This window comes from Arthrobacter sp. P4_H3, from assembly GCF_056400885.1.
Window position 1 is genome coordinate 70,349 of record NZ_JBFUKK010000015.1, and the last position, 15,082, is coordinate 85,430.

At 64.9% G+C, this 15,082-nt stretch carries 13 protein-coding genes; 8 read left to right on the plus strand and 5 right to left on the minus strand.

Annotation, left to right across the window (positions count from 1 at the left end; genetic code table 11):
- The first annotated feature begins 54 nt into the window (after positions 1-54).
- Complete coding sequence (locus tag AC1DRE_RS18285) at positions 55-480, plus strand: Hsp20/alpha crystallin family protein (protein WP_476985938.1); 426 nt, start codon at positions 55-57, stop codon at positions 478-480.
- A gap of 67 nt (positions 481-547) precedes the next feature.
- Complete coding sequence (locus AC1DRE_RS18290; protein WP_476985939.1) at positions 548-802, plus strand: hypothetical protein; 255 nt, start codon at positions 548-550, stop codon at positions 800-802.
- A gap of 33 nt (positions 803-835) precedes the next feature.
- Here the strand turns inward: AC1DRE_RS18290 and AC1DRE_RS18295 are convergent, their stop codons facing one another.
- Positions 836-1,252, minus strand: coding sequence for a helix-turn-helix domain-containing protein (locus AC1DRE_RS18295; protein WP_476985940.1), 417 nt, complete (start codon positions 1,250-1,252; stop codon positions 836-838).
- Between the two features lie 118 nt (positions 1,253-1,370).
- The gene (locus AC1DRE_RS18300) at positions 1,371-1,781 is read right to left on the minus strand and encodes an NAD(P)H-binding protein (RefSeq protein ID WP_476985941.1); all 411 of its coding nucleotides are present in this window, start codon (positions 1,779-1,781) and stop codon (positions 1,371-1,373) included.
- 509 nt (positions 1,782-2,290) lie between these two features.
- Here AC1DRE_RS18300 and AC1DRE_RS18305 point away from each other — a divergent pair.
- Positions 2,291-3,121: an oxidoreductase gene (locus tag AC1DRE_RS18305; RefSeq protein WP_476985942.1), complete on the plus strand. Its 831-nt coding sequence runs from the start codon at positions 2,291-2,293 to the stop codon at positions 3,119-3,121.
- Positions 3,122-3,204: 83 nt separating this feature from the next.
- Here the strand turns inward: AC1DRE_RS18305 and AC1DRE_RS18310 are convergent, their stop codons facing one another.
- On the minus strand, positions 3,205-4,389 hold the full coding sequence (locus AC1DRE_RS18310) for a carboxylate-amine ligase (protein ID WP_476985943.1): 1,185 nt from the start codon (positions 4,387-4,389) through the stop codon (positions 3,205-3,207).
- 446 nt (positions 4,390-4,835) lie between these two features.
- On the opposite strand from AC1DRE_RS18310, the gene AC1DRE_RS18315 reads away from it, so the two are divergent.
- The 3 genes from AC1DRE_RS18315 to AC1DRE_RS18325 all read left to right on the plus strand — a co-directional run bounded on the left by AC1DRE_RS18315 (position 4,836) and on the right by AC1DRE_RS18325 (position 6,782).
- Complete coding sequence (locus AC1DRE_RS18315; protein ID WP_476985944.1) at positions 4,836-5,297, plus strand: MarR family winged helix-turn-helix transcriptional regulator; 462 nt, start codon at positions 4,836-4,838, stop codon at positions 5,295-5,297.
- 62 nt (positions 5,298-5,359) lie between these two features.
- Positions 5,360-6,229, plus strand: coding sequence for an alpha/beta fold hydrolase (locus tag AC1DRE_RS18320; RefSeq protein WP_476985945.1), 870 nt, complete (start codon positions 5,360-5,362; stop codon positions 6,227-6,229).
- Positions 6,230-6,350: 121 nt separating this feature from the next.
- Positions 6,351-6,782, plus strand: coding sequence for a DUF309 domain-containing protein (locus AC1DRE_RS18325; RefSeq protein WP_476985946.1), 432 nt, complete (start codon positions 6,351-6,353; stop codon positions 6,780-6,782).
- 35 nt (positions 6,783-6,817) lie between these two features.
- Here AC1DRE_RS18325 and AC1DRE_RS18330 read toward each other — a convergent pair whose 3' ends face one another.
- Positions 6,818-12,799, minus strand: coding sequence for an Ig-like domain-containing protein (locus AC1DRE_RS18330; RefSeq protein ID WP_476985947.1), 5,982 nt, complete (start codon positions 12,797-12,799; stop codon positions 6,818-6,820).
- A gap of 246 nt (positions 12,800-13,045) precedes the next feature.
- Here AC1DRE_RS18330 and AC1DRE_RS18335 point away from each other — a divergent pair, with 246 nt between their 5' ends.
- Positions 13,046-14,038 carry a cation:proton antiporter gene (locus AC1DRE_RS18335; protein ID WP_476985948.1) on the plus strand — a complete coding sequence of 331 codons (993 nt, stop codon included), beginning with the start codon at positions 13,046-13,048 and terminating at the stop codon, positions 14,036-14,038.
- A 335-nt stretch (positions 14,039-14,373) separates the two neighbouring features.
- Here the strand turns inward: AC1DRE_RS18335 and AC1DRE_RS18340 are convergent, their stop codons facing one another.
- Entirely contained in the window at positions 14,374-14,625 is a 252-nt protein-coding gene (locus tag AC1DRE_RS18340; protein ID WP_476985949.1) for a hypothetical protein, read from the minus strand.
- A 163-nt stretch (positions 14,626-14,788) separates the two neighbouring features.
- Here AC1DRE_RS18340 and AC1DRE_RS18345 point away from each other — a divergent pair, with 163 nt between their 5' ends.
- On the plus strand, positions 14,789-15,007 hold the full coding sequence (locus AC1DRE_RS18345) for a three-helix bundle dimerization domain-containing protein (RefSeq protein ID WP_476985950.1): 219 nt from the start codon (positions 14,789-14,791) through the stop codon (positions 15,005-15,007).
- The last annotated feature ends 75 nt before the right edge of the window (positions 15,008-15,082 follow it).

Sequence of the window (15,082 nt, forward strand, 5' to 3'; positions counted from 1 at the left end):
GATAATCCGGCTGTGAATAGGAGTCATACACGATCTGTAAGGAGTGAGGAAGACATGCTGATGCGAACCGACCCGTTCCGTGAGCTCGACCGGCTCACCCAGCAGGTCCTCGGGACGACGGCCAGGCCGGCCGCGATGCCCATGGACGCCTGGCAGGACGGGGAAGAATTCGTTGTTGCGTTCGACCTGCCCGGAGTTGACGTCGATTCGGTGGACATCGACGTCGAACGAAATGTCCTGACGGTCAGGGCCGAACGCAAAGGCCCGACGGGCGAGAATACGGAGTTCGTTGCCGCAGAGCGTCCCCGCGGAGTCTTTAGCCGCCAGCTCATCCTCGGCGACGACCTCAACGCCGGCGCTGTGAAAGCCGGCTACGACGCCGGAGTGCTGACATTGCGGATCCCGATGGCCGAAAAGGCAAAACCCCGCCGGATTGAGATCGAAACAAACAAGAACCAGCGCCAGGAAATCAACGCCTGACCGGCCCCGCTTCCCCACTCAGCCGCCCTATCCGGGCCATCCGATGACAGGCAGGAAAGGAACTGACATGACCTCAACCCACTTTGACCGGTTCCTCCGCGAATCCCTCATCACGGAGCGGGAGACCGATGCCGGACTGGGCAAAGACGAACTTTACGGCCTCTACACCAGCTGGTGCCTGCTAAATCAGGCCACGCCAGAACCGGCCCGCTCGCTCTGGGCGGCCCTCAAACAACACCGCATCAACCCCAGGCACAACCACTTGACCATGACCGGTCCCGCCGCCACCGACTACATCCTCGCCAGCACCGGTCACTGGTGAACGGACGCCGGACCCGCGATCAATTCAGGCCGGTCAGCCGAAGGCATACTGGACATGGGCACGGATGGCGCCGATTACCGGCGCCGATCCCCGAACGCGGTAGACATCGATGGGTCTGGAGCCCAGCTGCACGTTCGGGCTGCACATCCAGTGCATGGCCTGGGCCGGCGTGAAAGCACTGTGGAGGTGCCCTACAAGGGCGTCCAGGTCCGCAAGCCGGAGCCGGCCGTCTGCATCCGGCGCATCCTGGCCCGATATCCAGCGATCCAGAACGTCCACGCTGACGCCCAGCAGGGGTGCGGCAGCATCCGAGCCCAGCGAGTTTGTCAGCCGTTCGGCTATTGCCTTTGGGCTATAGCCGGGGGCGTCCCTCAATTCCGCGAGGCTGGCGAAAACCGTGGTGGCAGACAAGACCGGTTCGTCCGGGCTCGTCTCTTGCAGCTGTTCCATGATGCAATGCTATTTGTTGGCGTCACTTTGGAGTAGGGTCACAGGACCTCTCGGGTGTTCGTCAACCACGGGGTCCGGCTTCAATGCCGGTCCGCGGTCAACGCACTGAGGTCCCGGCCTACGCGTTCCGGTTCGGCTTCAGCGGCATGTTCGCCTGGTCCCTGACGCCGTCGAACGAACCGGCCGCAATGACGCCGTCCGCGGAGCTTCCCGCGTGGCGGGTGTCGCCCTGCAGCGGTGCGATTGCCACCTGGTCATCGTCGTTATAGTCGAACCAGCCGGGACGAACGATCGTGTAGGCGTTGCCGCTGGCGTCGATGTCGGCGACAGCGTCGGCGAGGGTTTTGGTCCGGGTCAGTTCGCCCACAACCTTCTCTGCGGCTGAGTCGAGGCGGCGTGCGCGCGACGTGTCGCGCACGAGGGCCCGCGGCTTGTAACCCTGGTGTACCGCTTCTGCCACGACGCGGCGGCCGACGCTTCCGGTCGCGCCGACCACGAGGACGGTGCCGCGCTTGGTGCTCCGATCCATCTTGAATTCATTTCTGTGAGAGCCGGGCCAAACTCCCTGCCAGCGCTCGTTGTCCGTCATGCTGGTGTCCGGCTTATCGCGGCACCAGATGCTTTTGTGCGGCTCGTGTCCAGCGTTAGCTGGACGGGCGGTCTTGCTGCCGTGCCGAGCAGTACCGCGGTTTCGGCCGCGCCCTCCATGCCTTCAGGCTATGGCCGGCGAAGCAGCGGTGGGAGGGCCGCACGCCGCATCTCCCGAACCATGCCCTGGCAGTACCTGTTCACCTGAACGGTTCTGCTGTTACCTGATGAGTGGAGGTGGAACCTTTCGATCCACCGACCGAAGAACGGAGAGGCATGCGGATGCGAGCAACTTTTATGTACGGCGCCGGCGATGTGCGGGTGCAAACGGTGCCCGACCCGATCCTGCAGGACCCGACCGACACGCTGGTGCGCATTGTGCCGTCCTGAGTCAACGCCGGCATCCGAACGTAACGCGCCACCACCCGTTCCAACGAAAGGAATACACAAATGGCTACATGGCTCATCACAGGATGCTCCACCGGACTTGGCCGGGCACTCGCCCAGGCTGTCCTCGCCCACGGACACAACGCCGTCGTCACCGCCCGGAACGCTGCCACGCTGGAAGACATCGCGTCCGGCTTCCCCGACACGGCGCTGGCCCTGCCCCTCGATGTCACCGACAAAGTGCAGATCAGCTCGGCCGTCGAGCAGGCGCAGACGCGCTTCGGTGGCGTCGACGTGCTGGTCAACAATGCCGGCTACGGTTACCGCAGTGCGGTTGAGGAAGCGGACGACGCCGACATCCGGCAATTGTTCGACACCAACGTTTTCGGCGCGGTGGACATGATCAAGGCAGTCCTCCCAGGCATGCGTGCGAACAGGTCAGGGTCCATCCTGAACATCTCCTCAATCGCAGCACGCATCTCACCGGCCGGCTCCGGCTACTACTCGGCAACCAAGGCCGCCCTGGAGGGCCTGTCCGGATCCCTCCACAAGGAGCTGCAGCCGCTGGGAATCAACGTCACCGTCATCGAGCCGGGCGCGTTCCGCACGGACTTCGCCGGCCGCTCACTGACCCAGTCGGCGACGCCGATCGGGGATTACGCGGAGACGGCCGGGAAACGGCGCAAGGAGAACGACACGACGCACGGCACCCAGCCCGGCGACCCGGCGAAGGCCGCCGAAGCCATCCTGGCGGTCGTCGAAAGTCCCAACCCGCCGTCGCTCCTGGTGCTCGGACAGGACGCGTTTGGCGCCTTCGCCGCCGTCGCTGAGGCACAGCGCGCGGAGCTGGAGCAATGGCGGGACCTCAGCCTCAGCACCGGGATCGAGGGCTGAGACGTGGAATACACACGCCTGGGCCAGTCCGGCCTGAGAGTCAGCCGCATCTTGCCCACCGGCTACTGAACGGGACAGCTGCATCAGCGGGAGAGGGCCACCAGGTCGGAACGTCGGTCGGCGTTCTCTGCGTCTCTGAAGAACCGTTCCCCGTGGTCGTGCTGATTGTCGGTTTCATCATGGGTGACGCCAGTGGCGTGGGCAACCACATCTGCGAGGCTGCCGCGGCGTTTGTAAGCCTCCCGCTGCCGTGTGGCGCCGGTGCCCTGAATGAGGAGTCGGTGCAGGGACTCCTCCACGTAGGCAGTGTCCCCGGTCCCGTCGAGGGCGTCCCGGACGTGGTCATAAAGTGCATCAACAACGTTTCTGGCGGTGTCTGGCTTGTGCACGAGTGGATGGAGCAGGTTCCCGTCGATACCGAACCGGCTTGCCAGCCAGGCTCCCTGTCGCAGGATCGCCGTAGGAACCGTGTCTGCCGGCTGTCCGGCCTCCCATTCCCTCGCCGCGGTCTCCACCAGTGCCCGTACCAGAGCCGCGATAAGGGCGGCATCCCGGATATCAAGGCACACATCGGACACACGGATCTCCACAGTTGGATATCGGGCAGACAGCCTGGCGTCAAAATCCGGGCTGGCGACCACTCCGGTACCCGACAGACGCTCCACCAGCGAGTGGTAGGCATCTGCCGACCCGAACACGTCGGTCGGACCGGCCGTGGACCACCGATTCCAGGCCTGCGTGCGGAAACTGGCGTAACCGCTGTCAGTGCCATTCCAGAACGGGGAATTCGAACTCAGTGCGATCAGCGACGGGAGCCAGGACCGGATCCGGTCCAGGACGGCGACGCCTTCCTCGTCCGATCCGACGGAAACATGGACGTGGTACCCGCACGTCAGCTGCTCCCGTGCCGTCAGCGCAAACTTTGCCAGAAGGGCGTCGTACCGGTCGTTGCGGGTGTACCGGGGCGTGACCGGCACCGGGGACGTGGCAAGTGCAGAGATCCTCGCGCCTGCTTTTCGGGCCAGCGCGTCCGCGTAGGAGCGTCCGGCGCGTATTTCGTCGACCAGCCCGCCCAGGCGGCTGTGCGGTCCCGTAATTACTTCGAGTTGTTCCTGCTGGAGCTCAACAGCCAGCATCGGGTACGAGGGAGGAGCCTCGGCCGCACGCCCCAAATCATGAAGGCGCAGGACCTCGCCTGCTATCGGCAGCGGACCGCCATCGCGGGGATCAACAATCAAAAATTCTTCCTCAACACCAAAAGTACGCACGTGCTAAGTGTGGACCACGAAACCACGGGCAAATGACCACCCTCCCACGTCCACAAAAGCTTTTGTCGCAGAGACCTCCGATGCGGGCCGACGGGTTTCCCATCCCAGGTTGCCAATCGCGTGGCGGACCTAGCCGCGTGTGCAGATGTGCGGTGCAGACAGGGGAAATCTGCGGGCTCCCACCCCGCGTTCTCCGCCAGCATGTTCACGGAATGTTCATGGGAGCAAAGTACGTAATCTCGATGAACGTGCTTGTCCTGGCCCATGACACCGGCCCGCGGGACTGTCGGCGGCGCTATTCGATCGTTTGATCAAAGTGCGCCGATGTACCGTTGAGCGTGTGAAGGTCCCGCCGGTCCCCCATCGACGGGCTTCGTCACGTCCACTTTGGCTGCACCACACGAGAGGCCCCACCATGCAGACCCGCCGGGTTCTATACTGCGCCTATGCCTGATATCAGAATCTGGCCCACAGGCCGCCTGTTGTCGACCGCCGCGCGGCTCGTCGAACACGCGTGGAACGAGAAGCTGGGCGATATCGGGTTGACCCATGCCGGGGTGATCGCACTGGACGTCTTGGCGGCTAACGGCCCCATGACCCAGGCTTCACTTGCGCAGATCGTCCGGGTGCAGGCCCAGACTATCGGCAAGACCCTCATGCGCCTCGAGGCGTACGGGTACGTCGTTCGCCAGCGCAGCCAGTCCGACCGCCGCAGCCAGGTCGTGTCCATCACCGCGGCCGGGACGTCCGCACGCGAAGAAGCACGCGACCTGGAGCGCTCAGTCCTGGCAAACGCGGACGTCGACACCGACACACTGCGTACAGAACTGCAGGCGATCGTGCGCGGCCTCGCAGCCCAGGCGGAAGAGACAACCCATCCCGCTGAACCAAGGGATCCCGGAAGCTAGACGCTGGTCGTTGACCGGCGCTCCCATGGTGGGGCTCGAGACGGGCCCCGTAGGGTTGGACCGTGAGCAAGACTCGGGTGGTCCCAACGCGGCTAGGTCCTGTTGAAGTCATGTACCGGCCCGGGGACAAGCCAGCCGTGCTGTTCTTCCCCGGTGGACATTGCTCTGCCGCCAGCGATTGCGGTTGGAGCCTTTACACCTCAGAAGGGCACGGGGTGCTGGCGTTCTCGCGCCCCGGCTATGGGAACACGGATGTGGGACCCCTGAATGCCGCCGAGTTTGTTCCCGCGGTGGCTGAGTGTTGCCAGGAGCTGGGCATCGGCCAGACCGCAGCGGCCGTTGGTGTCTCCTTCGGTGGCATGCAGGCCCTTCACGCCGCATACTCCCTGCCGGAATTGGTGCCTCGACTGGTGCTGCACAGCTGCGCCCCTTCGACGCTCGCGTACCCGGACACCCGCCTCGAATCACTCTTCGGCCCGTTGGCTTTCTCGCCGACACTGCAGGGCCCCACCTGGGCGATGGTGGCATGTTTCGTCAGGTCCGATGCCGGGCTGCGTCGGATGGTTGGCGCACTGTCAAAGACGCCAGTGGATAATTGGTGGCACACCTGGTCCATGGAGGACAAGCGCCGGGCACGGGAACTGTTCAGCACGATGCGCTCCGGCAGCGGGTTCGTCAACGACCTGCAGCAGGCCCGAGCCGATCGTGCCCCATACCGCCGGCTGGTCCAAACCCGGACCAGCTGCCCGACTTTGGTGACCGGCTCACGCCAGGATGCCGGTGTCGCCTTCGCCCACGCCGAGGACTATGCGGACACCATCCCCGGTGCCGTGCTCGTCGAGCTGTCGGCGCCCAGCCACCTGTTCTGGCTCGGACCGGCGGGCCAAGAAGCCCAAGCCGCCGTCAGTGCCTTCATGGCCACCCGTGCCTAAACATCTCCTTTGGAACTGCAGAGGTCTTTGATCCGGCGGGTCGGAGACCTCCAGGGCCGGGTCGTAGCATTGGGCGTATGAAAGTTCGTAAAGTCCAGGGACGCTCAGGGCGGAAACTGCAATGACCCGTGACAGGGATCGGGACGCTTCAAGGCGTCCGCGCCAGGCCCGGCCCCGTGACGCGCTGGGGCGGCCGCTGCCGTACGGAAGCGCCGGCGTCGAACCGGTCTCGGAAGAGCCGCTGCCGCCGGCGCAGACTTTGGTCTCAGCCCGGAGCCTGGTGGAAGCCGGCCGGCCCTTCGCCGCCCATGAGGTACTCGAAGCCCGCTGGAAAGCCGGGCCAGCCGAAGAACGCAACCTCTGGCAAGGGCTCGCCCAAATCTGCGTCGGGCTGACCCACGCCGCCCGTGGTAACAGCGTCGGCGCGCTCCGGCTTTTCGAACGCGGTGCGGCCCGACTCGAGGAGTACGGTTCCGGCGAAGGGCCGACCTACGGGCTCGATTTGTCCGCCGTTGTGAATTGCGCACGCGATCGGATGCACACCGGCCACTGAGCTGCCGGGCAACGCCCTCGCGTCCGGAGGCTGCATCAGCAGGCCGGGACCCCCGAATCCACGGGCCCGTCGGACGGGCGGATCCAGAGGTTGTTGATCACCTTGTACCAAACATTGCCGGTGGCCCCGGTGGGCTTGCCGGTGGCTCCGTCGTAGATGGTGTACGCGGCACCGGTGGTCACGCATTGGACCTGCACCCGGGAGCCCTGGGCCACGAACGTTCCTCCTCCGGCGGCGCAGTTCGCCGGCGTGTCTGATGCTGAAGTGCCGTTTGTGGGCCATTCGCAGGTGCCGGGGCTGGCTGAACCGTTATCCACCGTAAGGTACTTCGCGGGAGCTGTCCTTCCGGTCGCCGACACAGCCGTGCGCTGTCCGAGGTCGTCTACGACAGTGACTGTGATGGAGATGGACTGGTCGTACCCGTTCCCCGTGGTGACAGATCCTCCTCCTGCCCCCAACGTGCCCGACTTCCCGTCGGACGACTGGTATTCCAGTGCCACGACCTGACGCCCGTTGTTGACCACGGCGCCGACATCGAACCTTACCGTCGTGGTGACCGTAACGGGGTTGATGCTCGCGGCGTGCGGCTGGCCGTACGGCGCCACCGGATTGGAGTTGGTGACCGGGCCTTCGTAGGTTGCGCCATCCATGCTGTTCACGGCCCGCACGCCAATGGTGTAGTTGCCGTTATTGGGCACGCCTGTGCGGATGACCCTGTCCGAGGGCACGGTTTGGAAGGCGCTTCCGTTGACCTGGTACTGGTAGCTCGGGGTTGCGCCGTTGCCGGCGGCCGCCCCAAAGGAAAGCTGCACCGCGTTGTCGAGCGGATCAGCACGGACACTGGGAACGGCGCCGGGCGTGCCGAAGGCGCGGCGGGGGTCCGACGGCGGACTGGCCGCCGAAGTGCCTGCCTTGTTCTCGGCCACCACCGTGAAGGAGTAATCGCTGGTGGAGTTGCTGACCGTCACGGGCACGCTCAGCTGGCTGCCGGACACCGTTCTGCTTGTAACGGTGGATCCGCCCTGAACGGCATTCACGGTGTACGTGTCGATGGAGGCTCCGTTGTCCGCCGCGGGAGCCCATGACACCACCATGATCGATTCCGAGCCGCCCGAGGTGGAGCGGGTGACGGTCGGCTTGCCCGGGGCGCCGGGTACACCGGCCGGGATGACCGTCTCTGAATAGGGGCTCCATTCCGAGGGATCCGGCGCTTTGTTGGAGGCTTGGATCCTGATTTGGTAGGGCGTCCCGTTCTCCAGGCCGGACCAATGGTAGGACGTGCCGGTGAGGTTGCTTGCCCGGATGTTCCCGGCGGGTGGCGCCGGTGAGATCTCCAGGTTGTAGCTCTCCACCGGTGAGCCGGGGCTGTTTGGCGGAACCCAGTTCACCGTGAGGGACCGATCGCCAAATACGAGCGTCGGAGCTGCCGGGGTGTCCGGCTTGGCATCCGGGCGGGCAGGGGCGGAAGCAGGAGACGGTGCGGAGTCGCCCACCTCGTTCGTGGCCACCACCGTGAAGGTGTATTCGACATTGTTGGTCAGGCCCGTGAGGGTGCAGGTGGTGGCGGGGCACTGCTGGGAGAACCCTCCGCTGCCGCTGACCTTGTATCCCGTGATTGCTGCACCGTTGTTGGCGGGAGGGGACCAGTTGAGGACAACAGTGCGGTCACGCACCTCGCCGACCGTCGGCGTCGACGGAGCATCCGGTTTGTCCTTGACCGTGAGCCGGATGCGGCCATCGATTTCGCGTTCGGCGTCCTGGGTCTTGTCCTGGACCCGGTAGCGGACCACCATGGTGCCCACGAACTTCTCGGCGGGCGTGACGATGACTGCCTCACCGTCCACAGCGGCCGTACCGGTTCCGGTTTCGACGGCGGCGCTGAGGATTTTCAGCGGCGCCTCCGGGAACGGGTTGAGGTCGTTGTCCAGCACCTGTACCCGCTGGGACTGTCCCGCCCGGGCACCGGCGATGACGTCGTCGTTGGCCGACGCCAGAGGACGTTTGGACGCAACCACACGGACGTCCACGGCACCCGCAACAGGGGCGCTGCGCCCGTCCGAGACGGTGACCGGGACCGAGAGTGTGCTGCCCTTGGCTGCGCCATCGACGGTGGCTTTGAAGAGGCTGCCGTCCAGGGTGGCCTTGATCCCGGCAGGCGGCGTACCTTGCAGCGCGAACGTGAGCTTGTCCTTGTCTCTTTCATCGATGTCGGAGGCAACGTCGCGCAGCTCCAGGCTGGAGTCCTCGCCCACCGCTGCCTCAAGGGTGCTCGAGGGGAACGTTGGAGGATGGTTGCGGGTGGGGTCGGGCAGGACCGTGATGCCGATCGTGAGTACCGACGTGCGCCCGTCAGGGTCGTCGACGCTGGCGCCGTCGGTGACCTCGAGGGAAACGGCCGCCGGGCCGGTGTAGTCGTCAGCGGAGGTGAACACGATGGTGGTCGCGTCCTTCACCAGCGGCGCTCCGTCGGAAGCCACGGCCTGTACCTTCGAGTCCTGGGTGATGCGGGGACTCTTGCCGGCCCGGACAACCACCAGGTCCTGCAGGTTCAGGGTCAGCTGCCGGCCGCTGAGGACTTCCAGCGGGGCAGTGCTCCGCAGCGCGGGTGCCTGCCCTTCGAGGCCGGGAACCAGGATGAACGCCGTCGAACTGAGATTGTCGATGTCGGTGACGGTATACGCGATGATTTGCGGCTGGTCCGCGAGCCGCACGGAAACTTTGCCCGGGGCTGGGATGCCGGCCGTAGGTGCGCCCTCCGGGAAGGTTATCCGCAGTTCGCTTGCCACCCCGTCCGGGTCTTCGTCGTTCTTCAGAATGGGAACTTCGATGACCGTCTTGCCCAGGGTCTCGGCGAACGTCACGCGGTCGTCCCGGGCGATGGGCGCCAGGGCGGCGGCATCGCTGCGCACCTGAACCTTAAGGGTGCCGACGGCGGTGCCGCCCCGGCCATCGCTGATCTCGTACCTGACGATCGCCGTCGCGGAGGTCCCCGCAGTCGACGGGGCAGTGAGCTGCACCCGCCCGTCGATGACGTCGGCCTTCAATTCCGCGGCAGCTTCGAGCCGGTTGGCTGTGAGGGTGACGTTGTCGCCGTCGGGATCAGAGTCGTTGGCCAGCACGTCCACTGCGACGTGGCGGCCCGGGAGAACGGTGATGCTGTCCTCAACGGCCGTCGGACTCTGGTTGGATCCGGGAGCGGGAGCAATGCCTACCGCCACCAGCGCTGTGGATCGTGCCCCGTAACGGTCCTCAACAACATAGGAGAAGCTGTCTTGCCCGGAGGCGTTCGCAGGCGCCGTGTATTCCACGTAGCTGGCACCGACGACAGCTGTTCCCTTGCGCGGCGCCTGCTCCAGTCCCACCAAGGTGACCGAGTCGCCGTCGGGATCAATGCCGTCCAAGGGAATGGCGATCCTCGTCGTGTTGCCGGCAACCACCCGACCGGTGACATGCTGGGGAAGCGGCCTGGAGTTCGTGCCCTCTCCCCGAATGTGGATGGTGACCTGCGCCGAGTCTTCCTGCCCATCCGGGCCGGTGACTGCGTAGATGGCGTGTACCGTTCCGCCTGCTCCGCCTGCCTTGAACCGCAGCACGTCCCCCGATACGGCAAGGAGGCCCTGGGCGGGGTCGATTCCCTGCACGAGGACCGGCTTGAGCTGAAGCTTGGCGCCATTGGGGTGGGAGTCATTGGCGAGGACTGCGATGGTGGAGACGTCGTTCGCCCGGACGGTGATTTCGTCGGGGGCCGCCACGGGCGGGACCAGTTTGGCGGGCGCCGGAATGGGCAGGATGGTGACTTCGCCGGTGGCGGACGCAACGCCGTTGGACACTGTATAGGTCAGGCTGGTGGGAGCGCTGAGGCCGCGGACGTCGGTGATGCGCAGGATGTGGTGGTCCAGGACGGCAACCGAGACCGCTGAGTTCCCGGGCAGGCCCACGGATTGGATGACGAGGACGCCGCCGGCCGGGTCGGAGTCGTTGGCAAGAGCGTCCAGCAGTACTTCGCCGCCCACCGGCAGCAGCGCCAGATCCGCGACGGCCACCGGCTCGCCCTCTCCTCCGGCGGCGTTGACGTCGATCCTGACGAGCCCTTCAGAGCTGTCCGGTCCGTTCGTTACCAGGTACGTCACGTAGTACGTTCCAGGGTTTGTCGCACGGAAAGTGAAGGTCCCGGCCTGGTAATCAGGGGTGACGGCCTGCTCCGGAGGTCCTGCCACGCGGGTCAGCCGGAGTCCTTCTCCGGTCGGATCCGTGTCATTTTTCAACGGGGAGACCAGGATGTCCTGCCCCGCTACACCCGAAACGTGGTCTGCGTTGGCCTTCGGCGGAAGGTTGCCCTTGGCACGGACGTCCACAACCACCGTGCCCTCGGACTGGTCACGGCCGTCGGAGACAGTGACTGCCACTTCCTTCTTGCCCAGGCTTGCCCCCACGTCCTGGAATGTCAGGAGGCCATCGGCCCGGGTCCGCACCTGGTCGCCGTCGCTCGTGGCGCGGGCCCCCAGCAGCAGCAGGTCGTCGCCGTCGGGGTCCATCCAGTCCGTGAGGACGTTCTGGGAGATGCTCTTGCCCTGTTCCAGGATGATTGTGGGCACCCGTTTTTGCTTCGGTGCCTCGTTGCTGGCAGGGTCCTTGACGGTCAAGGTGACCTTGGCGCCGGCGGTGCCGCCGCGGCCGTCACTGGCTTGGTATTGGAACTGCGACGTTCCGGCGGCATCGGCCGGAACCTTCACTTGCAGGCCGGTTCCGTTATAGACAGCCTGCACGGTTCCGACGGCGGGGTTGTTGCCTTGGACCTGCGCGGTGAGGACGTCGCCGTCGGGGTCGGAGTCGTTGTCCAGCACCGGCAGGAGGGTGGTCCGGCCGGGGCGGACTCCGAACTGGTCGTCAACGGCGGAGGGCGGCCGGTTTTCTTTGGTGCGGTCCGGGAGGGTGTTCACCGGGTTGTCGTCAGCCGCTGGTTCGTCCTGGTCCTCGGTCTTGTCCGGCGGCGGAATGATGTCGTCCCAGTTCGCTACAAGCCTCATGTTCTCGGTGACCAGCCAGATGTTGCCCGTGGTGACATCGTTGAGGACCACGAGGTCCCGGTTTACCCGGAAGACGAGGTTGGACCGGGCACTTGCGCCCGGGATGTCGGCGCTGCTGTTATCGGCGGGGTCCGTGCATTCGCGGAGGTATTTGCCTGCGCCGGACCAGGCCGCATAGACGCAATCGTTGACGTGGACCGGAGTGGCAGGGGTTCCGGAGGTTCCGAGTTCCACAACGGTTGCGGCTGAGCCGTCCAGAGGCTGCTTGATCAGGCCCGTCTTGGTGGCGACGGCGACGAAATCGGCGGAAGGCCCGCTTTGCTGCAGTTTTGCGTCCTTGGCGTCGGGCAACTGCGCCTGGCGACCGCCGGGAAGGTGGAGTGTTCCGCTCCCCGGGTCGAATATGACTGGCTTGTCCCCCACTGCGGCGATCTGCAGGTCCTCGACGTTGCGGATGGCCCCGTATTGGGCGGAGTCCCGGGAGTCCTCTCCACCGGTTGCATTCACCCTGAGGGAGGTCACCTCCCCGCGTGCGGGATCCGCGGCGTGGACGACGTCGTCAGTTCCTACCGTCGCGACGATTCCCCGGGCGTCGGTAATCACGGGTTCCTGCGTGTCGTAGTCGATGGAACCCAGCATGTTGCTCTGGGTCACCCAGAGACGGCCCGAGCTCGGATCAGCCACGGCAACCGCTTTTTCCCCGAAGGCCGGGACCGCGGTTCCCGGAAGCTGCTGGGGTTGTTCAAGAGTAACGCTGGAGACCTTGACCCTGCCCAAGGAGGCATTGCCGCGATCCGAGACGAGCACACTGCTGCCGTGCTGGAGGACATCGAAGTCGCCACTGGCTGCCATGAGGCCGCCGTCCAGGGTCTTCGACTGGAAGTTCAGGTGGCCCACAAGGTTCTTGCCGGAATTGGTCACCCACACACCGCCGTCGTTCAGGTCTACGTGCGTGGTGGTGAACCCTGGGTGGATAACTGCCGTTGCCACAAGCAGTCCAACTGCGGAAAACGTTGTTGCCGCCGCCAGTGCCCGTTGTTTTGCGCGCACCCATGAACGAAGCCGCATCTGTCCCCCAGTCTTATGAATAGCCCGAAGCCAATATACGCGGGTCGGACGCCAACTAAGTTCTGCTGGGGCATTAGACCGTTGGCCGTTATGGCGCCACCGCTTACGGTGACGGTAGCTTTGGATTACTTTTCCTAGGAAGCAGCCGAGGTGCCGGAGGTACCGCTGATGCAGGGCTTGTCCACTTCATTGGTTCTGATCGCCTTGCTGGCTGTCGCAGCGCCCCTTGCGGCCCGCTTTCTTGATCGTGTGGTCAAAGTGCCGATCATGGTGTTCGAGATTGTCCTCGGAATCCTGCTCGGCCCCAGCCTGTTGGGGTGGATACAATCCACCGGATTCACGGATACGCTGGCCGAATTCGGGCTGGCCATGCTCTTCTTCGTTGCAGGCAACGAGATTGATTTCGCCATGATCCGCGGCCGGCCCGCCAACCGTGCGTCTGCTGGCTGGGTGATTTCCTTGGCGGCAGGCATTGGTGCCGGCCTCGTCCTGGCCCCCACACCGGAGGCTGCCGTAATCATCGGCGTCGCCTTGTGTTCCACAGCTTTGGGCGCGCTGCTGCCTATCCTTCGCGACGCCGGCGAATCGAAATCCCCGATCGGCATCGCGGTCACCGCGCTGGGTGCGGCCGGTGAGTTTGGTCCTCTGGTTGCGATCTCACTGTTCTTTAGTGGCAGGCAGTTGGGACCGGCAACAGCAGTACTTCTCGGTTTTGTTCTCCTGACCGGCCTCGCGATTTATCTCGCCTCCCGCGCCCGCCACTCACTGCTCCACTCCCAAGTCACCAGGACTCTCCACACCAGCGGCCAGTTCGCTGTCCGGTCCATCATGTTTATCCTCAGCGTGCTCGTTGTGCTGAGCATGGTTCTGGGACTCGACATGCTGCTGGGTGCATTCGCCGCCGGAGTCCTCTGGAAGGTTGCCATCGCGCGCGCTCCCGAACCGGACCGGAAGGTCATCGAGACGAAAATCGACGCCATCGCGTTCGGATTCCTGGTGCCGATCTTCTTTATCGACACCGGCATAGATTTCGACCTACGCGCGCTCACTGCAAGCCCGGCCGCTCTCGCACTGGTCCCCCTGTTCCTACTCCTCCTGCTCATCATCCGTGGCCTGCCGTCGCTGCTCGCGGCTCCCCCCCAACTCCACCTCTGCCAATAAACGGGCCGTCATGCTGTTTGGAGCAACGGGATTGCCGATTATCGTGGCGGTAACAGGCATCGGCCGGGACGAGGGGCTGATCTCAGGCGGAATCGCATCGGCACTCGTTGGGGCAGGAATGCTCTCCGTGCTCCTGTTTCCGCTGCTCGCACTCCGCCAGCAGCAACGCCGACCATCGGGACGACGCCAACGCGGCACCAGGAAATCCCCCAGGAGACCGGACCAGGCCGACGTCGCTGGTGGTGCACCAAAGTGAGCCTCAGGTCCCAAAACCGCCGGCGCCGTCACTAAACCTGCCGAGCTCATGGACCGGAGCTCATAGAACCCTGCCCTCGTCAGGCAGCGGCCGATTCAGCGTCCGGGGCCTTCGGTGCGGTGACGCCGCTGCACACAAGGACGATCTCAAGGTCGGCCATGTCCAGCAATCGCCGCCCGCCGGTCAGCTCGTCCAGGATCCAGAACAGGCCGTGGTCCGGGACCCGCTCGGTCACGCGCCCCCGGTGAACGAGGGAACCCTTGTGCCGGGCGACGATAAAATCCCCGGCAGCGAGTTCATGGCAGGCACCCACAACAGTTTCTTCACTCATGGTCATGAGTCGCATCCTTTCCGAAGCGTTCCGCTCTCACAGAGTGCACGTTCAAGGTTGCACGAAAGTTTCCGCCGCATGATTTCTTCGCGCCCGTGCCAGGGCCGCGCAAACCCTAAGGAAGCTGATGGACGCCTGCGGCCCCGGGCATCAAACTTGTCGGATGGACGACACGGAAAAGCACGACACCATCGCCAAAGTCACTGACCGGCTCGCCGCACGCTATCCCGACGCCCCCCGCTCCCTCGTGGCCCGGGTCGTCGCGGAGGAATACGAATCATTGGACGCCAGCAGGATCCGGACCTACATCCCGACCCTGGTCGAACACGGAGCCAAGAACAGGCTCAAACGCGAGTTCGCCGCCGAATCCGCGGAAATCTGACGTCCCAGGCTTCTTCTCGGAACGAGGACTGGGCAGTTTTTGGGCGTCAAGGGTTTCATTGAATCGTTACATTCC